The sequence below is a fragment of the Pontibacter sp. SGAir0037 genome (assembly GCF_005491705.1).
Taxonomy (GTDB): domain Bacteria; phylum Bacteroidota; class Bacteroidia; order Cytophagales; family Hymenobacteraceae; genus Pontibacter.
Genome location: NZ_CP028092.1, coordinates 308,103 through 331,634 on the forward strand (window position 1 = coordinate 308,103; position 23,532 = coordinate 331,634).

The following is a 23,532-nucleotide window of genomic DNA, read 5'->3' on the forward strand; positions in this document are numbered from 1 at the left end:
TACCATACTCTTTGCCAAGTTTTGGCTTGCGTGTCGGCTGGTGCGAACTACGAAGTAATCACGAACACCAAAGTGAAATAAAAATGAAGTGAGTACTTGGCAATGTGTATGGTTTTTAGCGTTGGCTAAATTATTTCAAGTTTTCCTTAAAATATTTTTCTAATTTATCAAATGGAATTACATCTATTTTGTCGTATAAATCGGTGTGTACACCATTTGGAATAATCATCAGTTCTTTTGGTTCGGAAGCATTTTTATAGGCATCTTCACTGAAATATTTAGAGTGTGCATTCTCACCTGCAATCAGCAACATTGGTCTTGGCGAAATTTCTTTGATGTAGGTCAAAATCGGCATATTCATAAAAGACAAGCTATTGGTTGCTGTCCAAGCACCATTTGAGTTCAAAGAGCGTTCGTGAAAACCCCTGTCGGTTTTGTAATAATCATAATATTCTTTTACAAACTGGGGCGATTCTTCATTGGTCTGTGCCAATCCATTTTCTGGATATTTGGGTGTTCCATTTTTAGCATCTTCCCAACGTTGCAAGCTCATTTGTTCTAACATTTTAGTACGTTGTTCGGGTGTGGTAGAACCAAAATAGCCTTCTGCATTTACTCTTGACATATCGTACATACTGGTTGTAGCAACTGCTTTTACACGTTTATCAACGGCTGTGGCATTCAAGGCGAAACCGCCAAATCCGCAAATCCCGATGATGCCTAATTTGTTTCTGTCAACGTTGTCTTGTAAGCCAAGAAAGTCAATAGCAGCACTGAAATCTTCGGTGTTGATGTCGGGTGATGCCACGTTGCGGGGTTCGCCACCGCTTTCGCCTGTATAGGACGGGTCAAATGCCAATGCCACAAAACCACGTTCTGCCATTTGATTGGCATACAAGCCTGATGATTGTTCTTTTACCGCTCCAAAAGGACCACTAATTGCCAATGCCGGTAAATTGTTGCCGCCATTTTTAGGAATATACAAATCGCCTGTAAGTTCAATGCCGTAACGGTTTTTAAAGGTTACTTTCTGGCGTGTTACTTTATCACTTAACTCAAAAGTGTAGTGTTCTTCTGTATCGTTCATTGTTTCTGTTTTTTGTGTTTGTTCTTCTTGTTTAGCTTCTGTTTTTTGTTGACAAGCTCCCAATATCAACAGAGAAAAAGTCATTGTTGCTATTAATCTCGTTTTCATTTTTCTATGGTTTAATTTTGTTCCTTTTTATACTGTTCATCCGTTACGGCTTCCTGCCAATCTACAATTCCCTTTTCGGTGTTGGGTACGATGTACAATTGCTGTAAACCCACATCAGGGCTTGCTCCGTGCCAATGCCTTACATTTGGCGGACATTTTACCACATCTCCTTTTTTGATGACTTCAATGGGCTGTCCTTCAATCTGGTGGTAGCCAACTCCGTCCGTAATAATCAATATTTGCCCTGATGGATGAGTATGCCAATTGCTCCTTGCTCCGGGTTCAAAATATACATTGCCAACGGCTGTGGTAAAAACGGAATCCACATCTACCAACCCAATGTTGTAAGCATTTCCTGTAAAAAAATCATCTGAACCTTTTTCGCCTAACGGGAAAATGGCGTCCAATTCGTTTTTGTCTGTTTTCATATTTTCTTGTTGTTTTTCGGTGCTTGAATTGCAAGCGGTTATCAGAAATAAACTTCCTGTAAGTATTGCAATCGTTTTGATGTACTTGTTCATATCTTTTAATTTTTGGTTATTATTCCAATTCAATAGTTACAGTAATTTTTCCCTTTGTTTTGAAATATTCTATTCCACTTGTGATTTTTCCCATAGAAATCAAGCCGTTGGAATAGCTGAAATCCTTATAAAACAAAGCGATATTTCCCCAAGGTGCATACAGCGTAATATCGCCTTCGGACGGTTTGAAACCTTTGGGTGCATCTTCGGTGGTAAGTTTTCGGGACGGATAAAATATCTTTTCCGTATTTGCATAATCGTCCATTTCTACGGTAAGCGGGAGCATTGTAGTAAAATCCCTGCTTGTGGGATTGTCGTACAAAATTGCTGTTGCCGTATTTTCTCCTATCGTTATTTTTAGTTTCATAGATTCCTGTTTTGGTTTGTCCAATTCCTTGTCTTTATTACAAGCGTGCAGTTGCGTACAGCCCAATAAAAGAATAATTGTATAAAACAGCTTCTTCATACTTATTCAATGTTTTTAATGATTTTAGCAGGGATACCTCCTACAATTGCATTGTCGGGAACATTTATTGAAACAACCGAACCTGCTGCTACCACAGAGTTTTCGCCAATGGTTACGCCTTGTAAAATTGTGGCATTTGCACCAATCCAAGCGTTCTTTTTGATGTGAATGGGTTTCGGAACAAGTGAATGTCTTTCTTCGGGCGAAATAGGGTGTCCTTCGGACAGCAAACTGACTTTTGGTGCTATCAGTACGTTATCTTCAATGGTAATGCCACCTAAATCCAAAAACACACAATCAAAGTTGATGAATACGTTTTTGCCGATTTTGGTGTGCTTACCATAATTGATGTAAAGCGGTGTGAATACGGCTGTACTTTCGTCAATTTCCGAATCTGTAATTTGGCTTAACAATTTTCTGACTTCATTTGGGTCAGTCGAATTGTTCATCTGCACGAGTAGTTTTTTCGTGTTGTAAGAAGCGCTTCTTAATTCTTTTCTTTGGTTGTCGCTGGAAGGAATAATTTCTCCGTTTCGCAACCTTTCAAAAATATCCGACTTATTCATCTTTGTATTCTTTGATACAAAGGTCGGGCGATTTTAATAGGTGCTGTTAAAGAAATTCAAACCAATGATTATGAAATTCAAACTTTTCCCAACCGAACGGAAGATGGGCTTACTCCTGTTTGCTTTTTGAAGAAATTATTAAAGTACGTTGGGTATTCAAATCCCAAAGCGAAAGCAATTTCCGAAACATTCCAATCGGTGTGTTGCAGAATGGCTTTGGCTTCATTGGTAATACGTTCTGCAATATGGGTTGTGGTAGTTTTTCCCGTAACATCCTTTACGGCTCGGTTCAGGTAATTAACGTGTACCGAAAGGCTTTTTGCATAGTCTTTGGCGGTTCTCAATTGAAGCGGTCTGTCAGGACTTTCTACAGGAAATTGGCGTTCCAACAATTCCATAAAAACATTGGTCAGTCGTTCTGCTCCGTTTTTATCCTGGTTGTAATTTTCGGACGGTTTCAATTTGAGGGATTCGTGCAATATCAAGTCAATATAATTGCGAATAAGGTCATCTTTATGCTCATAGTCAGATTGTTGTTCTTCAATCATTTTTTGGAAAATACTGTTTAAAAACTGTCTCTGATGTTCCGAAATATCCAAAATCGGTGTGCCGCCCATTTTAAACAAAGGCGATTTTTGCAAGGTTTCCGAATGTTTTCCCGAAGTGTAAAAGTCTTCCGAAAATAGAATGGTGTAGCCCACATACTGGGTAGAAAGTGTTTCCCAAGAGTAGGGAATGTTTGGGTTTCCGAAGAACAAAATGGTTCCTTCGGCATCAAAACTTCTGTCGGCATAATGGATACGGCTTTTGCCCGTGGTCAGGCAGATTTTATAAAAATCCTTTCGGCTGTACGCTTTGGTGGCATTGCCGTCTTTCTCAATTTGAAAGACATTGAAACCTTTTAATTTTAACTCGCTGTTGTATGTTGACAAGATTCTTGACATAGTGCAAAGTTAAGAAATTCAAACAAATCTTTGTTCTGATTAAGTGATTATTCTATTTCGTGCGTTGGCAAGAAACGGCTCTTTTGGTTTTTGGAAGCGTTGGCTTTTGTGTCGGCAAAAACCAAATGTGCTGTTTGTGCGATGGGTTTTTTAGCTTGCAGAGAACTTGATAGTAGCAGTAATAAAATTGAAGAATAACCTAAGGTAACAAAAGCTATAATGCATGAACGCATTCTAGCCCAAACGTTAGGTGCAAGTGTAAAAACAAACCACCATCAATTACAATGGACAGCAAAACTGATAGTCCCATATGACATTCACAAAAGAAATTGTAAAAGAGGTTAAAATAAAAATTGAGACTGATACAGTTTTATTTTTTGATATGGATGGCACATTAGTGAATACAGATTTTGCAAACTTCTTATCATATAAAGAGGCGATACAATCGGTAGTTCAAAATAGTATAGATATTTTATATAATCCGGATGAAAGATTTAATCGGTCTTACTTAAAAAGAGTAGCACCAAATTTATCAGAGGAGGAGTATTTGCAAATAATTCAACAAAAAGAGAAAAATTTTAGTGAACAATTATCACATACTGAATTGAATAAGACAGTAGCAAACATACCATTAAAATATTACAATACTAATAAAACTGTTTTAGTTACAAACTGCCGAGAAAATAGAGCACAGATGACATTGAGCCATCATAATCTTTCTGATAAATTTAGCAATATATTTTTCCGACAAATTTCAAATAATGGAGACCGAATAAATAAATATAAAAATGCTATATTGAGTCTGGGTGGAATTGCAACAGTTTACTGGAGGATTTTTGTTAGGCAGCTACTTTATTACTAAGGTATATTTTTTCATACTGGCAGGGAGAAAGATAGCCTAGTGCGGAATGCCTTCTTTCCCTGTTGTAAAAGATTTCGACATACTCGAACACAGCCAGCCTAGCCTCTTGCCTGGTGGTGAATCTACAGTGATATACCAGTTCCGTTTTCAGGGTCTTGAAGAAGCTCTCGGCTACCGCGTTGTCGAGAGCAATTCCCTTTGCGGCTCATACTTTGCAACACCGATTTGCCCTCTAGTTGCTTCCTAAATTCACTGCAGGCGTATTGCACGCCCCGGTCCGAGTGAAAGAGCAATTCTTGCGACAGGGGCCTGTTTCTGACTGCCATCCTCCAGGCCGCCACCGTGGTTGCCTCCGCTTCCATCGTCTCGCTCAGGGCCCAGCCCACCACCTTCCTGTCAGCCAGATCCAGCACGATTGTCAGGTACAGCCAGCCTTCCTGGGTCCTGATGTATGTCAGATCTGATACCCACTTCTCTGCTGGCCTGTCTGCATTGAAATCTCTTGCCAGATGGTTCTCCGCTACGCTGAGGCTATGGTTGGAATCAGTGGTCTGCACCCGATAACTCTTTCTTACAATGCTCTTTATCTGATGCTTACGCATTAACCGGGCCACCCGAGGACGCGAGGCTCTGATGCCCCGATCGCGTAGCTCGAAACTGATGCGGGGGCTGCCGTAGCGGCTCCCGCTCTGCTTGTGAACCTGTTTGATCTGTCCCACCAGCTCCCGTTCCTTAAGCTCTCTTGCACCGACAGGATGCTGGAGCCAGTAGTAGAACCCGCTGGTACTGACCTTCAGCACTTTGCACATCCTCTCAGGCGGGAAATCGGTAGCGTTGCTCCTTTATGAATCCGTATACCGCCCGTCTCCCTTGGAGAAGATGCTGATGGCCTTTTTTAAGATGTCTCGCTCCAGCTGCGCCTCCTTGAGCTCTTTCTGCAGCCGCCTGATCTCTTTTTGTTCCGCCGTCAGCTCGGCGGCTGGCTGCGCGGGCGCCTGTAGCTTATTGCGCCACTTGCTCAATCGAGCTGGATCAACACCCAGTTCCTGGGCCACCTCCTTGACAGAGCCCCTGGTATAGGAGAGCTCCACAGCCATCCGCTTGAAGGAGTCGTCAAATACGCGTTTGTTCATATTTTCAAAGTTAACAGTTTAAATAAAACTGCCCTTCTTAAATCCTCCAGTCAAAGGTAGCAACTTCACGCACCACCAACATTACCTGGAGCGCAGCCCAGAGTATTACCTGAAGAAGGCCAAGGGTAAATCAGAGGTACTCAGCCAATTCATGGAGCTGCTCTTTGAACAGAAGCGCTACCCCGAGCAGCTGTACCGCACCTGTGACGGGTTGCTGCGCCTGCAGGGCAAAGCAGCGCCGGGGGATTTTGACAGGGCCTGCCGTCTGGCCATTGACTGCCAGAGCTACTCCTACCGCTTCGTGCGCAACGTGCTGGAAAACGACATGGCCGGCCATGCAGAAGAAGCCAAACAGGATACGCCTTTGCCGGTGCACGGCAACATCCGGGGGCGGGACTACTACGCCCAGACAAGCATTACCTTTTAACCACTATAACCGATAAACATGATGATGCAGATTGAAACACAACTCAGCCGCCTGCGCCTGTATGGCATGGGCCGCAGCTGGCAGGCGCTGCTGGAGACGCGAAAGAGCCACGAGCTGAGCTTAAGCGAGGGGCTGGCCCTGCTGCTGCAGGCCGAGGAAGAGGACAGGGCCGACAGGCGCTTTGAGCAGCTAAAGAAGAACGCCCGCTTCCGTTACCAGGCCTCTGTGGAGGAGCTGCGGCTGGAGGCCTCGCGGGGGCTGGACAAGGGGCTGGTACTGGGTCTTGCCACGGGTGAGTATCTGGCTAAAGCCGAGTCAGTGCTCATCAGCGGGGCCACCGGCTGCGGCAAGAGTTTTCTGGCCTCGGCGCTGGGCCACCAGGCCTGCGCGCAGGGCTACAGAGTGGCATATTACAACGTGCAGAAGCTGCTGTTGCGCACCAAGATGGCCCGCCTGGACGGCACCATCTACAAGTTCATGGAGCGGCTCTCTAAAACGGACCTGCTGATACTCGATGACTTCGGCCTGACGCACCTGGAGCAGCAGCAGCGCCTGGACCTGATGGAGATAATCGAGGACCGCCATGCAAAGGCCTCCACCATTATCGCCAGCCAATTGCCGGTAGCCAGCTGGTATGATGTGATAGGAGAAGAGACCATAGCCGATGCCATTCTCGACCGCCTGGTGCACTCTTCCTACAGAATCGAGCTGAAAGGTGAAAGTCTGAGAAAAAAACAGTAAAATTGTCAGTCCATCGGACGCTATAAACAAAACCTATTTCAAGGGGTCAGTATCACCGGATTGGGGGTCAGCATTGCCGGAATATCCATTTAACCTGAGAAGATGAAAAAGACAAGATTTACCGAGAGCCAGATCGTCAAGGCCCTCAAGGAGCATGAAGCGGGCCGCAAGGCCGAGGACATCTGCCGGGAACTGGAGATCACTTTTACAAGTGGCGGAGCCGCTACGGGGGCATGGACGCCTCGGATGTGCAGCGGCTCAAGGAGCTGGAGGAGGAGAACCAGCGGCTCAAGAAGATGTTGGCCGACCTGAGCCTGGACCACGCCATCCTAAAGGAGGTGATCACAAAAAAGGGCTGGGGCCCTGGCAGCAGAAAGCCCTAGCCCAGGAGCTTGTCTCGGACTACGGCCTCTCGGTTGCCAGGGCCTGCACGCTGAGCGGTCTGTCCCGCTCGAAGTTCTACTACAAAAGCCGCCGCGATGACACTGAGGTGATCGCCGCCCTGCAGGAGCTGGCCTCCGCTCACCCCTCCTACGGTTTCAGGAAGCTGCTGGCCTGCCTGAGAAGGGCGGGCAGGGAGTGGAACCACAAGCGGGTGTACCGGGTCTACAGGCTCCTGAAGCTAAACAAGAAGAGAAGAGGCAAGCGAAGGCTGCCGTCCAGGGTAAAGAAGCCCCTGGTGCAGCAAACCCAGCTCAACAGCAGCTGGAGCATGGACTTTATGAGTGACTCGCTGGCCTCGGGCAGCAAGTTCAGGACCCTGAACGTGATTGATGACTGCAACCGGGAGGCCCTCTCCATCGAGGTGGCCTCCTCCATCGGGGCCAAAAGCGTGATCCGCACGCTCGAGCAGCTCATTGACTGGCGGGGAAAGCCGGCATCCATTCGGGTGGACAATGGGCCGGAGTTCACCAGCGGGGACTTTACCCTGTGGTGTGAGAGGGAAAAGATCGCCATTCAGTACACGCAGCCGGGCAAGCCGATGCAGAACGGCTATATCGAGCGCTTCAACGGCAGCTACCGCAGGGAAATCCTCGACAGCTACCTGTTCTTTGACCTGGAGGAGGTTCGACAGCTGACGCAGGAGTGGGTGGAGCATTACAACACCCACAGGCCGCACGAGGCGCTGGGCAACCTGACGCCAAGGGAGTGGCCACTCCAAAAAGAAAGTGGAAATATGGAAAACCTGCCCACGCTCACAAAGCACCCGCTCCAGGTTTACCACATTCCCACTTCATAGTAGCAGTGGTAAGTGATTTCAGAAAAGTCTACTTTTGAACTGTGCTGGTTTAGGGGTACTTACAGTAGAGGAATAAAAAAAAGGTAAACAACCTGAATCCGTCCCCTACAATATAAAACCCCATGTAAATGCTTGATTTACATGGGGTTTTATATTGTAATTGTACCTTGGGCCGGAGTCGAACCGGCACGAGTGTAACCTCACAGGTGTTTGAGACCAGCGCGTCTACCAATTCCGCCACCAAGGCATTGCCTTTTCCCGAACGATTTTCAGGAACGTGCTGCAAACTTAGACAATGTTTCTTTTATTCGCAACAGGTATTTTTTCTTCAGATAATAGATTTTTACCTCCTGCAGGGCAGCTTCTTTTGTAACTCCATGAAGCTCAGGATATCGCTGCAAAGTAGGCAGAATATCGGCATCGAGTTGAGCTGTAATTCCTGTACTTTTTTCTCCGATCTCATGCAGTTTATCTGCATCAAAATCAAATTCCAGCTCCATCAGCTCCTCATTTATATCCATCATCTCCATCAGAAATTCGCCCGGCAACTCATTATTGCCGCCTTCTTCTAGAAGACCATGCTCTTTTAAAATATACTGCATGCGCAGGTCGGCATTGCTCAGGGTACGGTAGGCATTGGTGTTAAGCGTAGAGAGCTGCAGTATTTCCTGCTGCTTTTCCTGAGGTTCGTTCGCATAAAAATCCGGGTGGTACTCGCGGCTCAGTTGGTAATAGGTATTCTTTATAGCTTTCTCATCCAATATAAAGCTCTCCGGGATGCCATAAAATTCAAAGTAGTTTTGCATATGTCTGTCAGGTTTATCGGGCAGCTGCAACTGGTCAGGTGCTTCAGCTCCAAAATGTATACGCATGCTCCTGCTAAATAAAACTGAAACACGACTGAATACTGATACAGTAGCTGCGCTTACAAAGGTAATGATTTAGGGCTTTATAGCTTATATTTATGCTTGTTAGTTATTTAGAAAAATTCTAAATAATTTTGTTGTATTAACATTGTTCTATACTTTAGCAGTATCTTCTAAAACTAATCTTGTATGTCAATAACCTCTGTTCTGATTGCTGATGCGAATCTGCTTATGCGCAGGGGAATACATGCGTTGCTGGAAGATCAGCAGTCGGTTACAGTGGTAGCGGAAGCAGATTCGCCTGCAACTTTGCTTGCGCTGGCGCAGGAGTATCACCCGCAGGTAATTACCATCGATTGTGCCCAGCAAGATGGCTTTAATCTGCAGGATATCATTAGCCTTAAAGCAACCTGCCCCGGCTCTAACCTGTTGGTTATTACTTCGCAACCAGACAAGGAAACCATATTGGAGGCCCTGAGATGTGGTGTATGCGGCTATGTGCTGAAGAACAGCAGCGAACAGGAAATCTTAGCAGCACTGCACGCCACCTCTAAAGGAGAACGGTATATGTGCAGCAAAGTGCTGGATGTGATATTGGCCCAGGCCGGAGCTGTCCCGGAAACCAGACCAGAAACAAGTATAGCCCTTTCTGCACGGGAAACAGAAATCATACAACTGATTGCAGAAGGAAAATCAACGGCAGAAATTGCCCAGCAACTCTTTTTAAGTCCGCACACGATTAATTCTCACCGCAAGAGCATTCTGCGTAAACTGCAGATAAAATCCCCTGCCGAACTGATTGTAAAAGCCCTTGATCTGGGAATCGTAAAGCTGAAATAGCTTCTTCAGAAACAGTACTAGCAAAAGTTTCTAAGTTTTTCTTAAAGGAAAACCAGTCCGATACTTTGTGTAAGTTGCTGATTAAATGCTATATACCTGGCGGTAATTTTAATTGCCAATGCATGTAGACTATTAGTACTAGTGATGCCCTATCACTAGTACTAGTGAGTGAAATTGGCTACCACAAGCGATTGACAGCAGCACCCGGAGCCTTTACCTTTGCTATTGTTTAGAATGCTTCTAAATAATTAATCGCCGCACATGAAGAACTTTAATACAACAGCTAACAGAAAAAGCCGCAACTGGTGGATAGGCTTAACTTATACGGCAGGTTTGTGCCTGGCTACCTTTGCCTGCACGCCAGGCACAGGTGAACAAACGGCTACCGCAAGTAGCGAAACATTGGCTTCTGTGCCTGCATCCGATCTAAAAATTGTTACGCTCGGAGGTACCGTGTCTGAAATTGTTTGTGCCTTGGGCAATTGCGATCATATTGTCGCCACCGATCGCACCAGTACGTATCCGGCGCATCTGCAGGCGCTGCCTTCACTTGGCTACCGGACAGGTGTAAAAGCCGAAGGCATTATCTCGACTGGGGCACAGCTGGTACTGGCCGAAAAAGATTATGTAGACAAAAGTGTGACAGAGCAACTGGCAAGCACGGGTATGGAGCAGCATTACTTCGAGCATAAGCTATCGAAGGAAGGTACACAGGCCATGATCAAAGAGATTGGTAAACTGCTGAGCAGAGAAGACAAGGCACAGGAACTGGTAAACCAGGTAGACGAGGATTTTGAGCAGGTAAAGCGGACGTTGGCTACTGCTACCACAAAGCCTAAAGTGCTCTTTATTTATGCGCGTGGGCAGGGAACTTTAAATATCTGCGGCAGTAATACCTTCGCCGCCAAAATGATTGAGCTGGCAGGGGGCGAGCAGGCCGTAAAGCAGATAGAAGAGTATAAACCGCTTACGGCTGAAGCGGTAATAGCTGCTAACCCGGACTACTTGCTGTTTTTCGATACAGGCCTCGAAAGTCTTGGCGGGGCAGAGGGTGTGCTGGCTATACCGGGCGTAAAAGAAACCACAGCAGGCAAACAACGGCATTTTATTTCTATGGATGGGCTCTACCTGTCAGGTTTTGGCCCCAGAGTAGGCAAAGCAGTACAGGAACTGGCGTTGCAGCTACACCCGGCAGCGGCACCCACTGCAAAAGCTGCTAAATAATGCTCGGTAATTTAACTATAAAGAAACAAAGCTATACCAGTAGCGCCTCGCTCATACTGGCAGGAATCGCCGCATTGCTCGTTTGTGTTTTTGTGATTTCCCTTCAGGTTGGTGCTGTTCCCATTTCTGCAGCCGAGATCCTCTCCATTTTGCTGCATCAGCTGGGAGGGGCTGCGGATGGGTTCTCCCTGCAGCAGGAGCAGGTGCTACTGCATATACGATTGCCCAGAATGGTGCTGGCCATGGTGGTGGGCGCAGCTCTGGGTGTGGCCGGGGCAGGCTTACAGGGGCTGTTCCGCAATCCGCTGGTGGAGCCGAGCCTGATCGGAGTGTCGAGCGGAGCAGCCTTGTTTGCTGTGACAGCCATTGTGTTCGGTTCCGCTCTATCGGGTTTCTGGTCTGTGCTTGCAGGGCCACACCTGCTGCCGGTATTTGCCTTTGCAGGTGGCCTGGTAACGACCCTGATTGCCTATGCACTGGGGCAGCGGCAGGGGAAAATAGAGATAACAGTACTCATTTTATCAGGTATAGCTATAAATGCACTGGCTGCTGCTCTAATCGGTTTGGTATTGTTTTATGCCGATGATGCCGCCCTGCGAAGCTTTACTTTCTGGAGCCTGGGCGACCTGGGGGGAGCTTCGTGGGGAAAATTAGGTGTGGCATTGCCCATGATGCTGCTGCCTGCGCTGGTACTCTCTTTTATAGGCAGCAAGCTGAACGCAATGGCCTTGGGAGAGGCCGAGGCGCATCACTTGGGAGTAAATGTGGAGCAGGTAAAATACCTGGTCATCTTTCTGAGCTCTATGGCTGTAGGCGCAGCCGTATCTATAGCTGGTACTATCGGTTTTGTCGGTCTGGTGGTGCCGCACATCCTGCGCATGGCTTTTGGGCCTGATCACCATATTGTATTGCCTGGCTCCATGCTGGGTGGCGCCGTGGTTCTGATGCTGGCCGACCTGTTTGCCAGAACCGTAGTCGCTCCGTCAGAACTGCCGATTGGCATTGTAACAGCCCTGCTGGGAGCGCCGGTATTCATCTGGCTGATCATCCATGCGAAAAAGAAAAACATGATTTAAAGAACTATGCTGATAGCCGAAAATATATCCTATGCCCGGGGCAAAAAGCAAATACTCGAAAAGGTGAGCCTGCAACTGGAACCGGGGGTGTTTACGGCGGTATTGGGGCCGAATGGAGCCGGTAAATCTACTTTGTTAAAGCTGGTTTCTAAAGAGACAGGCGGACACACAGGCAGCATCCGGCTGAATGGCAAAAGCCTGGCAGACTATACAGCCCGGGAACTGGCGCTGGTAAGGGCCGTGCTACCGCAAAGTGTGCATGTTAACTTTCCTTTTAAAGCACGGGAAATTGTGCAGCTGGGCAGGCTGCCGCACCGCGAGGCCCTGAAGAAAAGCATCCGGGTGACCGAAGAGGTGATGGATGCCACAGGCATTCGTCACCTGGCCGACAGGAACTACGCCAGTCTGTCGGGTGGGGAGCAGCAGCGGGTACAACTGGCACGCGTCATAGCGCAGTTAAAAGGAAGTAGCCGGCAGCCTCGTTTCCTGCTGCTCGACGAACCCACCTCCAGCCTGGATATGGCACAGCAGCATAGTATGCTGCATATAGCGCGGGAGATGTGCCGCCAGGATATAGGTGTTCTGGCCATCCTGCACGATATGAACCTGGCAGCTCAGTATGCGGATGAGCTATTGTTCCTGAAAAAAGGCAAAACAGTTGCGCAGGGTAGAACAGCCGACCTGATGCAGGAAGAGGTGCTGGAGGCAACTTTCGCTCATCCGGTGCAGGTAATGTGCCACGGGTGTAGCAACAGGCCTTTCGTGATGGCAATACCTTATCATCAGTCCCAAAAAGTATTTCAAAACATTATTCATAAATAGCGGAGAACACAGATATGATAGCAGAAAATAAATTTGCCGATACAGAAACGCTTGTAAAGGCCTGGCAGGGGCTGCAGCAGGCAAAGCCAGCGCTACGCATCCGGGATGCAGCCAGAGAACTGGGTACCAACGAGGCTACTTTACTGGCAACGATGGTGGGTAAAAACGCCATTCGCCTGGAAGGAGATTGGGGAACTTTGGTAAAGCGGCTGCCGGAGTTAGGTTATGTAATGGCCCTTACCCGTAACGATAGCTGCATTCTGGAGCATAAAGGTGCTTTTAAGCAGGTTAATGTAATGGAGGGAGTGGCTACCGTTATTGGTCCGATAGAATCCAGGTTCTTCTTTTATGCCTGGCATGTGGCCTTTGCGGTAGAAGAACTGAAAAACGACCGGCGTTTAACCAGTCTGCAGGTGTTTGACAAAGCAGGGGATGCCATTTTAAAGGTTTACCTGCAGGAAGGCAAAAGCAACTACGATGCTTATATAGCTTTAGTGGAAGATTTTCGTGCCGCAGGCCAGGAGCAGGAGCAGTTTACGGAGCCGTATGCGGCCAGGGTATACGATACCGAGGTAGATGCGGAGGAACTGCTGTATGATTGGGCCGATCTGCAGGATACGCACGACTTTCATGGCATGCTTCGAAAGCACAAGGTGCACCGCCACCATGCCATGGAACTGGCGCATGGGCCCTTTACCTATATGATACATCCGGAAAAGGTAAAAGAAATACTCGAATCGGCTGCAGCCACAAAGCTGCCCATTATGATTTTTGTGGGCAACCGTGGTAATATCCAGATTCACCAGGGCAAAGTGCGAACCATACGCATACTGGAACGTGGGCATGCAGGTCCGCAAACCTGGGTAAATGTACTGGACCCTGAATTTAACATGCACCTGCTGCAGGACATCATTGCCTCTGCCTGGGTGGTGAAGAAGCCAACCCGTGATGGGGTGGTTACATCCATAGAATTGTTCGATCAGCAAAAGGAACTGGTGGTAAGCTTCTTTGGACTGCGGAAGCCCGGCCAGCCGGAGCTGGAAGAGTGGCGACAACTGGTAAACAGCCTGCCGATGCTACAGGCGGCGGGAGCGTAACATGTATTTCCTTCGTTTTTTATATGTGTTGAGTGAGATCTCCTTAAAGGTGCAGGCGGTTTTTAAAGAACTGCTTGTGCCGGAGAGGATCTTATAAGAAGCCCCTAAGGCCGGGGAGCCTCATAATTTATACTCAAATACTGGCATCCAGTCCAGCCATTGCATGGCAGCGTGCGCTCTGTTGGCTTTATACCTAAACGATTTATTTATAACATGAAAACCTTTATCCCTCTGCTCTTAATGCTGCTGTTTAGCCTGGCTAACACTTTTGGCCAAACGCAAAGCGGAACCATTTCCGGGATGGTAGTAAGTGCCGATGGCAAGCCTGCAGCCTTTACATCTGTTACACTAAAAGGCACCTCTTATGGCGTCTTAACAGCAGATAAAGGTACTTTTTCTGTAACGGCACCGGCGGGAAACTATACATTGGTGGTGCAGGCTATTGGTGCGGGTGCTACTGAATTTCAGGTGGAGCTGAAGCCACATCAGCAGGTGGAGCTACCCGTGATCCGGTTAAAGCAGGAAAGCCTGCAACTGCAGGACGTGGTGGTAACGGGGCAGTATGAGCCACAGTCGGCGCGGCAATCGGTGTACCAGGTGCGGACCATCAGCAGCGAACGCATAAAAGCACGCGGAGCTACCGATATACAGGGTGTTCTGAATAACGAACTGGGAGTGAGGTTTGCGCAGGATCTGGCTATGGGAACTTCTAACCTGAGTTTGCAGGGCATTTCCGGGCAGAATGTGAAGGTGCTGCTAGACGGAGCGCCCATGATCGGCAGGCAGGGCACATCCAACGAAATTAATATCAACCAGCTGGATGTTAATGCAATTGAGCGAATCGAAATTGTGGAAGGTCCTATGTCGGTGGTATACGGGGCTGATGCCCTGGCGGGCGTGATCAACATTATCACCAAAAAGCCCTTGAGCGAACAATTGGCTGTTTCGGCCAGGCTGCACGAAGAAACGATTGCCCGGGAGTATGGGCTTGACAGGGGAATTCATAACCAGCATGCACGGGTAAACTGGCAACACAAAGGCTGGCAACTGGCAGGCAGCATCTCACATAACGACTCCAAAGGGTTAATGGGGGAGCAGGAGGGAAGGTTCAGCCAATGGCAATGGCACCCGAAGGCGCAGTGGTTAGGGGATGTATCGGCCAGTTTCCGCAATAGCAACGTGAATACCTGGTATCGCCTGAATGTGCTGGATGAAGAAATCAACAGCCTGGGTGTATTCACCAACGGAAAAGCTTCTGACAAAAATTTCCTGACCAAACGCTTTATGCACCAGGCACAAGCGGAATGGCAACTGAATCCGAAACTCACTTTTACAGGTGTGGCTGCTTATACCGATTTTAAACGCAGAACCCAGGGCGTGGAAGTAGACGAGGCCACAGGCCGTGTAACGCTTTCGCTGGCACCCGGCGCACAGGATCTTTCCTCCTTCCGTGGCACTACCTTTAGAGGGACAGCACAGTATAAACTTTCTCCTGCGGTATCGTTGCAGCCAGGTGTGGATATTAACCTCGAAAGCGGCAGCGGCGACAGGATAAAAGGCCAGCCTGCCCTGAACGATTATGCTTTGTTTGCTTCTGCCGAAATTACACCGGTGCCTGCTCTGAGCATCCGGCCCGGGCTGCGGGTGGTGCACAATTCAGTATACGATGCGCCGCCGGCTATTCCTTCCATCAATACCAAAATTACACTAGGCAGCCATCTGGACCTGCGCCTGGCTTATGCCAGAGGTTTTCGGGCACCATCGCTGCGGGAACTGTACTTCAGCTTCCACGATGCCAGCCACGACATTATAGGAAACACAAACCTGAAGGCAGAGCTGTCGCATAGTTTCAGCGGCTCCCTGGCCTGGCAGGTGCAGCAAACCAGCCAGGTGCAGTTTGCCACAACTATAGGTGGCTTTTACAATAACCTGAGCAACCAGATCACAACAGGACGCGACGAGGCAAACCCGACTTACTATACTTACATTAATGTTGACAAATACAAAACCACGGGCGGGACCTGGAGCAATACCTTTCGCACACAGGCACTCGAGGCTACAGCAGGAGTGGCTTATATTGGCCGCTATAACATGTATTATGAGGCGCAGGAAGGCCTTGATTACTTTACCTGGTCGCCAGAAGCAAACCTGAACCTTACCTACAGGCTGCAGCAATGGGGGGCGAGCCTGGGCTTGTTTTACAAGTACACCGGCAAACTCCCGGCGTATGTGCTCGGGCCGGAGCAGGTATACCTGGCTTCTACAGATGCCTATCACTGGGCTGATATAACCGCTACTAAAACACTTACTAAATTTCTTGCTTTAAATGCAGGTATCAAAAACCTGCTGGATGTAACCCGAATTGCCAGTACCCAGCTCGATTCCGGAGGTGCGCACAGTACGGGAGGAGACAGACCAATCGGCTACGGACGTTCTTACTTTTTCGGGCTGAACTTCCAGTGGAGCAAATAACAGAGTTATTTAAAAATCCAATTCATAAACTCAATTCCATTAAACCTACAACTATGCGTAAATTCAACTATATTTTAGCTTTGTTTATTTCTGCTAACCTGCTCATAAGCTGCCAGGAAGAGGAGCCACCACTGCCGGATAACCTGGTGCAGTTCGAGGCGCAGTCGATGGGCTTCGAGTCGCAGGCAAATGAAGTAACCATCAAGGTAAGATTATCAAGAGCTTCTACGGCCCCTGTGCCGCTCACTATTACGATGCAGCCAAGCGGCATAGCCTACGGAACAGAATTTACCACAGAGCCAGCCGCTACCAATAATAAACTAACGCTGACTATACCGGCAGGTGGCACCGAAGCTAGCTTTAAGGTCGTAAAAGCCAATGGTGTTTTACTGGATGGCGATGAAAGCATTGCATTTGAGATAAGTTCTTCCAGCCAGGAAGTGGTAGTGAACGGAGATGCTGTGGTAACGCTTAGCTTTTCAGAAATACTTTCGCAGGGTAATACCATGGAGCTGAACGGCGGGGGAGCCACCTATCCGAATATCGTATTTGTAGACTTAAGTGCGAACCGTCAGGCAGCCGTTCCCCGCACTGCCTGGGACCTTGGCTTTTATACCGGAAGCGATTTCAGGGTAGTGCTTAATAACCCGACCGGTGCTATGGCTATAGCCCTGGATAAAACAGATCTTACACAGGTAACCGCTGCAGACACGGTAGCACTGGTGGCAAAACTTACCCTGGATGCCTTTTCGCCCGAAGCCATGGCCTATATAGACGATGTGGAGGGTGATCTTAGCAAAACAGCAATTGCTGCCATTTCTGCCACGGAAGCTGAAAATAAGGTGTACATTATTAACAGAGGTACGAAGGGGGCTGCTGCCAGGCGCTGGAAAAAAGTGCGCATTATCCGAAATGGCAACAACTATAAAGTACAGTATGCTAACATTAATGGTACAGGTATGCAAGAAGCTAGTGTTTCAAAAGACAGCAAGTATAACTTCAGGTATTTGTCTTTTGAGAATGGTGCTGTAGAAGTAGAGCCAGCTAAAGAGCGGTGGGATATTGCCTGGTCGGCCTATACGTATAAGGCAGGAACCATTCCTTACTTTTACCAGGACATGGTGCTGCTCAATAACATGGGAGGGGCAGAGGTTGCCAAAGTACAAACCAGCTCTGTAAGCTACGATGCTTTTAACGAAAGTAATTTAAGTGGTTTGACTTACAGCAGTTCCCGTCTGGCCATTGGGGCAGACTGGAGGTTTACAACCGGGACAGGAGCGCCAAATGTTTACGCCGATCGCTTTTATATAGTGAAAGATGCCGATGGTAATATCTACAAGCTGAAGTTTAGTGCCATGACGACCAATGGCGAAAGAGGCAAACCACAGATACAGTACGCTCTGGTGAAAAAAGGTGCTTAGGGTTGCGTTAAATCAGAAATTATGAATTAGAAATTATTTTCAAAATGACATCACAGTCTTCATGAAAACGCAGATATGCCCTCTGCACCAGGTTTATTCTTAGTTTAGTAAGCTTCTCTGTTCCCGCAAAGCAATTACGCCATAAGGGTTTTCCGGAGCAGAGGTAATGCAAACAGCCGGATTGCTGCATTCGTATCAGGTGTGGTCAGTTCGGCTGTTTTGTCTTGTGGTGCGAAAAAGAAGTCTGATAGCTGTTAATGTATGCTTGGCGATTTCGGCTGAGGCATTACCTCTATCCGCTGCATCGACCATGCCTGTGGTTTATCAGCAAACAAAGCTTTGGTCGCTTTCCATACAGTGCCGAAGAGGGCAGAATGCCGGTAGTTGTTTAAATCGTTTTCAGAGTCCCAGAGGCTGTAGGTGCTGTACACATTCGGCTGATCCATATCCTGCAGCAGTTCTACGTGGTTACATCCTTCAAACGCTCTGATACTGTCTTTCGTCTGCCGGAATAGTTCCAGAAACTCTGCTGTTTTATCTTCCTGAAAAGTCATCCTGACAATACGTATCAACATTTTTACTTTGGAAATTTGAAGATGAAAAGATTTGAAGATAGGGTTCTTTAATGAGCAGCTTCTTTTGCTTTCGCAAAAGATACAATGGCTACTATCAGGTAGGTGAGGGCGCAGGCCCCGAACACATAAGGTAAATAGTGGCGCCCTTCCTGGAAAAATACGATGGAAATAATAGAAAGGGCTAGCGATTCAACTAAAAAGCAAATCTGCTTTACCCTGATGTGGGATAAATGCAGGCGCTTTTCCAGAAAAACGAGTGCGAGTATCATAAAAGCCAACAGTAGAAGAAGGCTCCCGGAAATAAAATGACTATGTGAAATTTTGTCGGCTCCCTTCAGCAACAAGACAAGCGCAGTGAGCAGGTGTAAAAACAACTCAAGTCTGGGGCTGTGCGCTTTCATACAATATAAAACGTCTTGTTATGCCTAAATATAAGCAGGCATCCCTTTATCTCCAAATCTCCACATCCCCGAATTTCCACATCTCCTTAACTTCCCGGATAAAAACGCACATCGATCTGAGAATCGAAGCCAAGGCCAAGCAGTTCGGAGGCATGGCCTTTGTTAATGCCGATGCACAATTGGTTCAGGCTGTTGTAGATGCAGCAGCAGTCGCCTTCGTCTACCTGGTTATAGTTGGCATAAATGCGCCCTACGGTTTCACGGGAAAAGTGGATGGTAAAGGTGCGTCCATGTGCAATGGTATCAATAGAATCGCGGGTAATGTTGGTGATCAGGTTGCCATAACGGTCTACATGGATTACGTGGCCTGTAATGGAGTGATCATTTAGGCGGAGTTGCCTGTTCAGCAGTTGCCTGATGTCGTGTGTCTGGTTTCCCAGAACCTCTATATCGCCTCCTTTGGCCAGGTAAACAGCGGCAGGTGCCAGTAATTCTTTTGTCGGGAAAGGCATCAGGATATCAGTTTGCAGCTCTATCACTTTAGCAGGCCTGCCATCGGTTAAAAGCGAAAGCAAACCATTGTCGGGCAGCAGGAAGTAATGCCCTTTAAACTTGGCAGCCAGGTACTTTCCTTTTTTGGAATGTGTATCAACCCCTACCAGGTGCACCGTGCCTTCGGGAAATTCGTGATAAACGGAGCCCAGCACAAACTCAGCCTGCGGAATGTTAAAAGGTTCTACGGCATGTGTAATGTCGATGATCGGGATTTGTGGGTCCTGCGAAATTATTTTAGCTTTAACAGCAGCAACATAATGGTCTCTGTAACCAAAATCTGACGTAAAGGTAATTACAGCCATATTACGAACTATAATTTAAGTAGATTTGTATTGATAATAACGTATTATAAACTAAATTAAAGAAAATATTGTCAACTGACTATATAATATAAAAGCATTTGGTAGAGAAAGTTATAACGCTGGAGAATATCTCCCTGATTGATTTTCTGGGGACAGAGAATCAAAACATAAAACAACTTGCAGCTGCTTTTCCGAGCAGCAAGATCATATCCAGGGGGAACGAGATCAAGATACAGGGGCAAACCCCGGAAATAACCAAAATCCATGAAATCCTTTCTGCACTGATAGATCATTACCACAAGTTCGGAAAGGTTACGCAAAACAGCGTAAATAGATACCTTTCGCCAGATCCTATTTTGGATGAGGAGGTTATTGTAACTTCTCCGGATGTAATTGTTTATGGCAGCAAAGGGGGCATCATCAAAGCTAAAACACCTAACCAGCAAAAGCTGGTAGATGCGGTTGAGAAGAATGACCTGGTATTTACTTTAGGACCTGCCGGTACAGGTAAAACATATATTTCGGTAGCACTGGCAGTGCGTGCGCTTAAAAATAAAGAGGTTAAGAAAATCATTATTTCCCGGCCTGTGGTTGAAGCAGGCGAGAGCCTCGGTTTTTTGCCGGGAGACATGAAGGAAAAAGTAGATCCGTATCTGCGCCCGATTTACGATGCGCTGGAAGACATGATTCCGGTGGAAAAGCTGAAGTACTACCAGGAGAACAAGATTATCGAGATTGCGCCTTTGGCTTATATGCGTGGCCGTACCCTCAGCAATGCTTTTGTGCTGCTCGATGAAGCGCAGAACACCACACCTGCTCAGATCAAGATGTTCCTGACACGTATGGGGCCTACATCCAAAGTGATGATCAACGGCGACAGATCGCAGATTGACCTGCCGCGTAGCCAGCGATCGGGCTTGATAGAGGCCTTGCACATTTTAAAAGATGTAAAGGGCATTGGCTTTGTGGAAATGAAGGCAGAAGATGTGCAGCGCCACAGACTGGTAAAAGATATTGTGAATGCTTATACCAAGCATGAGGAAGATGCAGCCGCTGCCAGGAAAGCTGCCATTGAGGCCGGGGAAGAAGAAACATCGCGCTTTAATGGCAAGCGCCGAAGCAATTTCTGAAAATTTCATATCTAAGACTATTTAACACCCAAAGCGGCTCATTCTTTACGGGAGCCGCTTTGGTGCTTCCAACATGATAGAAGTTATCCGCATTGAGCAAGAGCAGGATTTTAAAACTGCAACTGCTATTCGCGAAAATGTATTTGTGATAGGCCAGGGTGTGCCGCGCGAAGCCGAATATGACCAGTATGAAGAAGTAGCGAAGCACTACATGGCTACCTATAATGGCATTGCCTGTGGCGCTGCCCGCTGGCGAAAAACAGAACAAGGGGTAAAGCTGGAACGCTTTGCGGTACTGGAAGAATTCCGGAATAAAAATGTAGGTGCCAAAGTACTGGAACTGGTGCTGGAAGATGTGAGATCGGCATATCCTGATAGCACCATATACCTGCATGCCCAGGTAGCAGCACTCAATTTTTACCTGCGCAATGGCTTCGAAACAGAGGGGGAGATGTTTAGTGAGTGTGACATCAACCATTACAAAATGACATACAAGGGCTGATGTTTAAATGGGCTCCATACCCATTCCTTCGGATTACGGTTAGTTTTATAGCAGGCATTCTGCTATATGTATATACGGGCAGCCAGTTCAGGTATAGTGCTGAGCTGACTGCCTTTTTTATAGCAACCTACCTGTTAGCGTTTGCTGTGGCACAGAAAGCCAGGACGGTAACGGCAACAAATGCCGCCGGTATACTGGGTTTGCTGTGTTTTGTAGCGGGAGGTGCAGCTATAACACATATCCATACGGCTTCGGGGCAGAAGGATCATCTTGCACAGCTGGCAATAGCTCCGTCTTACTACATAGGCACCGTAGACGATTATGTGGTACAGAAGCCAGGTTACCAGAACACTGTATTGCGCCTGGAAAGCGTACAGGTACAAGGTAACTGGCAGCAGGTTGCCGGAAAAATACAGTTGTCTGTGCCCGATGATGACGCTGAACAGCTTTACGGACTCAGCTATGGCGACAGGCTGCTTATAAAAGGTGCTCCCCAAGCGGTACCTCCGCCTGCCAACCCTCACCAGTTCGACTACAGGGCCTTTCTGGAAAATAAGAATATAATACACCGCCACGCTCTTCAGAGGCATCAGTTCCTGAAGCTTGGCGCAGATCCTGCCAATCCTGTTCTGTACTATAGCATTCTGCTGCGCCGGAAGCTCGACGCTGTTTTGCGGGAGCGGGTTGGGCTGGCACGGGAATATGGAATCTCTTCTGCCCTGGTATTAGGAGTGAAAGATGAACTGGATAATGCCGTACGAAGCGCTTATACCAATACAGGTACGATGCATGTGCTGGCGGTTTCCGGCTTGCATGTGGGGCTGCTCTACCTGGTGCTGATGTGGGCATTAAGTAAATTTGGCAAAGGACGCACGGTGCGTATTGCTTCGGCGGGTATTGTGCTATCGGTGCTGTGGCTCTACGCTTTTATGACGGGTTTATCACCATCGGTTCTGCGGGCAGTGGTTATGTTTAGCCTGGTAACCATTGCACTGGCTATAAAGCGGCAGACAAATATTTATAATACAGTAGCTATTGCCGCTTTTGTGCTGCTGGCTTATAACCCATATTATTTATTTGAAGTAAGCTTTCAACTATCGTTTGCGGCCGTGCTGGGCATTGTGTACCTGCAGCCAAAGCTTCAGAAGCTGCTGGATTTTGACCATCCGGTATTACGGTATGCCTGGGCACTGTTTACAGTTTCTGTTGCAGCACAGCTTGCTACCATGCCCTTGGGTATATATTACTTCCACCAGTTTCCGGTGTATTTCTGGATGGCCAATATACCTGTTATTCCCCTGGCCATGCTTGCGCTTTACTCCGGTGTTGCCGCACTGGCCTTGTATGGAGTGCCTGTACTCAGCAAGCTGCTTTTTCTGCTGCACACAGGTTCTCTGTGGCTCATGAACGAATGCAACCTGTTCCTGAGCAATCTGCCACAGGCTGTTATAGATGGGATTACCATCTCTAAAGTGCAGGCACTGTTGCTGTACATATTACTTTTGCTGCTTATACTTTTTCTGGCACTGAAAAAACTGAAGTATTTTGCCTTTGCCACAGTTGTTGTGGGAGTGCTTTCGGTGCAGCAGTTATTAATAGATAAGCAGCAACAGAAGCAGAAAGTCTTAACAGTTTACAGCCTGCGGGGTAATACGGCTCTTTCTTTTATGGAGGGGCAGCAGGCTATTGTGGTTTCCGATTCTGTTTTGCAGCAGCATGCCGATGCCTTTAATTACAACATTCGGCCACACCTCTGGCACAGAGGCATAAAAGAGACGCAGAGGCAGTTGCTGTACACTTCGGGGCAGGCTTCAAACCTCTATCTTGCGCAACTGCCAGACAGCAACAGTGTGTATGTATGGCAGGGAAAGCGGCTGTTACTGCTCGACAAGCCTTTGCGGGTACAGGCCCAGGAGCCTTTAGCGGTAGATTATATCCTGTTAGCCCGCAATGCGCCGGTAAAGCCAGAGGAGCTGCTGCAGTTCGAGTTCAAGCAGGTTTTGCTTGATGCCTCAAGCTACCCATGGTACCTGCAGCAGATGCGGGATAAACTAAACGAGCTTCAAATTTCCTTTCATGATATAGCCACTTCCGGTGCTTTTGTAGTAGAGCTAGAGTAGGAGATTATTATTTCGTACTTTTGCAGCAATTAAA

Annotated in this window: 24 protein-coding genes, 1 tRNA gene and 2 pseudogenes; 14 read left to right on the forward strand and 13 right to left on the reverse strand. The window is 47.5% G+C overall.

What is annotated here, in order from left to right; genetic code table 11:
* Nucleotides 1–130 precede the first annotated feature (130 nt).
* From C1N53_RS01275 to C1N53_RS01295, 5 genes are all read right to left on the reverse strand, one after another.
* Nucleotides 131–1,195: an alpha/beta hydrolase gene (locus C1N53_RS01275; protein ID WP_137757607.1), complete on the reverse strand. Its 1,065-nt coding sequence runs from the start codon at nucleotides 1,193–1,195 to the stop codon at nucleotides 131–133.
* Nucleotides 1,196–1,206: 11 nt separating this feature from the next.
* Nucleotides 1,207–1,716 (reverse strand): cupin domain-containing protein, encoded by a 510-nt coding sequence (locus C1N53_RS01280; protein WP_137757608.1) that lies wholly within the window; start codon nucleotides 1,714–1,716, stop codon nucleotides 1,207–1,209.
* A 19-nt stretch (nucleotides 1,717–1,735) separates the two neighbouring features.
* Complete coding sequence (locus C1N53_RS01285) at nucleotides 1,736–2,182, reverse strand: cyclophilin-like fold protein (protein ID WP_168193932.1); 447 nt, start codon at nucleotides 2,180–2,182, stop codon at nucleotides 1,736–1,738.
* A gap of 2 nt (nucleotides 2,183–2,184) precedes the next feature.
* Nucleotides 2,185–2,748 (reverse strand): sugar O-acetyltransferase, encoded by a 564-nt coding sequence (locus tag C1N53_RS01290; RefSeq protein ID WP_137757609.1) that lies wholly within the window; start codon nucleotides 2,746–2,748, stop codon nucleotides 2,185–2,187.
* 77 nt (nucleotides 2,749–2,825) lie between these two features.
* The gene (locus tag C1N53_RS01295) at nucleotides 2,826–3,692 is read right to left on the reverse strand and encodes an AraC family transcriptional regulator (protein ID WP_137757610.1); all 867 of its coding nucleotides are present in this window, start codon (nucleotides 3,690–3,692) and stop codon (nucleotides 2,826–2,828) included.
* Nucleotides 3,693–4,002: 310 nt separating this feature from the next.
* Between C1N53_RS01295 and C1N53_RS01305 the strand changes: the two genes are divergently transcribed.
* Complete coding sequence (locus tag C1N53_RS01305) at nucleotides 4,003–4,554, forward strand: HAD hydrolase-like protein (RefSeq protein ID WP_137757612.1); 552 nt, start codon at nucleotides 4,003–4,005, stop codon at nucleotides 4,552–4,554.
* Here C1N53_RS01305 and C1N53_RS22955 read toward each other — a convergent pair.
* The 3 genes and pseudogenes from C1N53_RS22955 to C1N53_RS01320 form a co-directional block, all read right to left on the reverse strand.
* On the reverse strand, nucleotides 4,532–4,747 hold the full coding sequence (locus C1N53_RS22955) for an IS3 family transposase (protein ID WP_137761335.1): 216 nt from the start codon (nucleotides 4,745–4,747) through the stop codon (nucleotides 4,532–4,534). The genes C1N53_RS01305 and C1N53_RS22955 overlap by 23 nt on opposite strands.
* A pseudogene (locus C1N53_RS01315) lies at nucleotides 4,677–5,372 on the reverse strand (IS3 family transposase); the annotation flags it as partial. The gene C1N53_RS22955 and the pseudogene C1N53_RS01315, both read right to left, overlap by 71 nt.
* Nucleotides 5,373–5,396: 24 nt before the next feature.
* On the reverse strand, nucleotides 5,397–5,687 hold the full coding sequence (locus C1N53_RS01320) for a transposase (RefSeq protein WP_137757614.1): 291 nt from the start codon (nucleotides 5,685–5,687) through the stop codon (nucleotides 5,397–5,399).
* A 151-nt stretch (nucleotides 5,688–5,838) separates the two neighbouring features.
* On the opposite strand from C1N53_RS01320, the gene C1N53_RS01325 reads away from it, so the two are divergent.
* The 3 genes and pseudogenes from C1N53_RS01325 (at nucleotide 5,839) to C1N53_RS01335 (ending at nucleotide 8,095) form a co-directional block, all read left to right on the forward strand.
* Nucleotides 5,839–6,114 carry a hypothetical protein gene (locus C1N53_RS01325; RefSeq protein ID WP_137757615.1) on the forward strand — a complete coding sequence of 92 codons (276 nt, stop codon included), beginning with the start codon at nucleotides 5,839–5,841 and terminating at the stop codon, nucleotides 6,112–6,114.
* Nucleotides 6,115–6,132: 18 nt separating this feature from the next.
* The gene (gene istB / locus C1N53_RS01330; RefSeq protein WP_206077603.1) at nucleotides 6,133–6,855 is read left to right on the forward strand and encodes an IS21-like element helper ATPase IstB; all 723 of its coding nucleotides are present in this window, start codon (nucleotides 6,133–6,135) and stop codon (nucleotides 6,853–6,855) included.
* A gap of 102 nt (nucleotides 6,856–6,957) precedes the next feature.
* Nucleotides 6,958–8,095 (forward strand): annotated as a pseudogene (locus C1N53_RS01335) (IS3 family transposase).
* A gap of 163 nt (nucleotides 8,096–8,258) precedes the next feature.
* Here C1N53_RS01335 and C1N53_RS01340 read toward each other — a convergent pair.
* Nucleotides 8,259–8,342: transfer RNA gene (locus tag C1N53_RS01340), tRNA-Leu, on the reverse strand.
* 22 nt (nucleotides 8,343–8,364) lie between these two features.
* Nucleotides 8,365–8,967 (reverse strand): Fe-S protein assembly co-chaperone HscB, encoded by a 603-nt coding sequence (hscB, locus tag C1N53_RS01345; protein ID WP_240773344.1) that lies wholly within the window; start codon nucleotides 8,965–8,967, stop codon nucleotides 8,365–8,367.
* A 183-nt stretch (nucleotides 8,968–9,150) separates the two neighbouring features.
* Between hscB and C1N53_RS01350 the strand changes: the two genes are divergently transcribed.
* The 7 genes from C1N53_RS01350 to C1N53_RS01380 all read left to right on the forward strand — a co-directional run bounded on the left by C1N53_RS01350 (nucleotide 9,151) and on the right by C1N53_RS01380 (nucleotide 17,913).
* Nucleotides 9,151–9,801: a response regulator transcription factor gene (locus tag C1N53_RS01350; RefSeq protein ID WP_137757616.1), complete on the forward strand. Its 651-nt coding sequence runs from the start codon at nucleotides 9,151–9,153 to the stop codon at nucleotides 9,799–9,801.
* 261 nt (nucleotides 9,802–10,062) lie between these two features.
* A complete protein-coding gene (locus C1N53_RS01355; RefSeq protein ID WP_137757617.1) occupies nucleotides 10,063–11,025 on the forward strand; it encodes a hemin ABC transporter substrate-binding protein in 963 nt (320 codons plus the stop codon).
* Nucleotides 11,025–12,101 carry an iron ABC transporter permease gene (locus C1N53_RS01360; RefSeq protein ID WP_137757618.1) on the forward strand — a complete coding sequence of 359 codons (1,077 nt, stop codon included), beginning with the start codon at nucleotides 11,025–11,027 and terminating at the stop codon, nucleotides 12,099–12,101. Before C1N53_RS01355 ends, C1N53_RS01360 begins: the two co-directional genes overlap by 1 nt.
* 6 nt (nucleotides 12,102–12,107) lie before the next feature.
* Nucleotides 12,108–12,923 (forward strand): heme ABC transporter ATP-binding protein, encoded by an 816-nt coding sequence (locus C1N53_RS01365; protein WP_137757619.1) that lies wholly within the window; start codon nucleotides 12,108–12,110, stop codon nucleotides 12,921–12,923.
* Nucleotides 12,924–12,937: 14 nt separating this feature from the next.
* Nucleotides 12,938–14,020: a hemin-degrading factor gene (locus C1N53_RS01370; RefSeq protein WP_137757620.1), complete on the forward strand. Its 1,083-nt coding sequence runs from the start codon at nucleotides 12,938–12,940 to the stop codon at nucleotides 14,018–14,020.
* Between the two features lie 213 nt (nucleotides 14,021–14,233).
* Nucleotides 14,234–16,492 (forward strand): TonB-dependent receptor, encoded by a 2,259-nt coding sequence (locus C1N53_RS01375; RefSeq protein WP_137757621.1) that lies wholly within the window; start codon nucleotides 14,234–14,236, stop codon nucleotides 16,490–16,492.
* 53 nt (nucleotides 16,493–16,545) lie between these two features.
* The gene (locus tag C1N53_RS01380; RefSeq protein ID WP_137757622.1) at nucleotides 16,546–17,913 is read left to right on the forward strand and encodes an HmuY family protein; all 1,368 of its coding nucleotides are present in this window, start codon (nucleotides 16,546–16,548) and stop codon (nucleotides 17,911–17,913) included.
* Between the two features lie 254 nt (nucleotides 17,914–18,167).
* Here C1N53_RS01380 and C1N53_RS01385 read toward each other — a convergent pair whose 3' ends face one another.
* The 3 genes from C1N53_RS01385 to C1N53_RS01395 all read right to left on the reverse strand — a co-directional run bounded on the left by C1N53_RS01385 (nucleotide 18,168) and on the right by C1N53_RS01395 (nucleotide 19,746).
* Entirely contained in the window at nucleotides 18,168–18,488 is a 321-nt protein-coding gene (locus tag C1N53_RS01385; RefSeq protein WP_137757623.1) for a putative quinol monooxygenase, read from the reverse strand.
* A 47-nt stretch (nucleotides 18,489–18,535) separates the two neighbouring features.
* The gene (locus C1N53_RS01390) at nucleotides 18,536–18,889 is read right to left on the reverse strand and encodes a hypothetical protein (RefSeq protein WP_137757624.1); all 354 of its coding nucleotides are present in this window, start codon (nucleotides 18,887–18,889) and stop codon (nucleotides 18,536–18,538) included.
* A gap of 86 nt (nucleotides 18,890–18,975) precedes the next feature.
* A complete protein-coding gene (locus C1N53_RS01395; RefSeq protein WP_137757625.1) occupies nucleotides 18,976–19,746 on the reverse strand; it encodes an S-adenosyl-l-methionine hydroxide adenosyltransferase family protein in 771 nt (256 codons plus the stop codon).
* A 98-nt stretch (nucleotides 19,747–19,844) separates the two neighbouring features.
* On the opposite strand from C1N53_RS01395, the gene C1N53_RS01400 reads away from it, so the two are divergent.
* The 3 genes from C1N53_RS01400 (at nucleotide 19,845) to C1N53_RS01410 (ending at nucleotide 23,498) form a co-directional block, all read left to right on the forward strand.
* Nucleotides 19,845–20,876, forward strand: coding sequence for a PhoH family protein (locus C1N53_RS01400; RefSeq protein WP_137757626.1), 1,032 nt, complete (start codon nucleotides 19,845–19,847; stop codon nucleotides 20,874–20,876).
* Between the two features lie 73 nt (nucleotides 20,877–20,949).
* A complete protein-coding gene (locus tag C1N53_RS01405) occupies nucleotides 20,950–21,378 on the forward strand; it encodes a GNAT family N-acetyltransferase (protein ID WP_137757627.1) in 429 nt (142 codons plus the stop codon).
* Complete coding sequence (locus C1N53_RS01410) at nucleotides 21,378–23,498, forward strand: ComEC/Rec2 family competence protein (protein ID WP_137757628.1); 2,121 nt, start codon at nucleotides 21,378–21,380, stop codon at nucleotides 23,496–23,498. Before C1N53_RS01405 ends, C1N53_RS01410 begins: the two co-directional genes overlap by 1 nt.
* Nucleotides 23,499–23,532 lie beyond the last annotated feature (34 nt).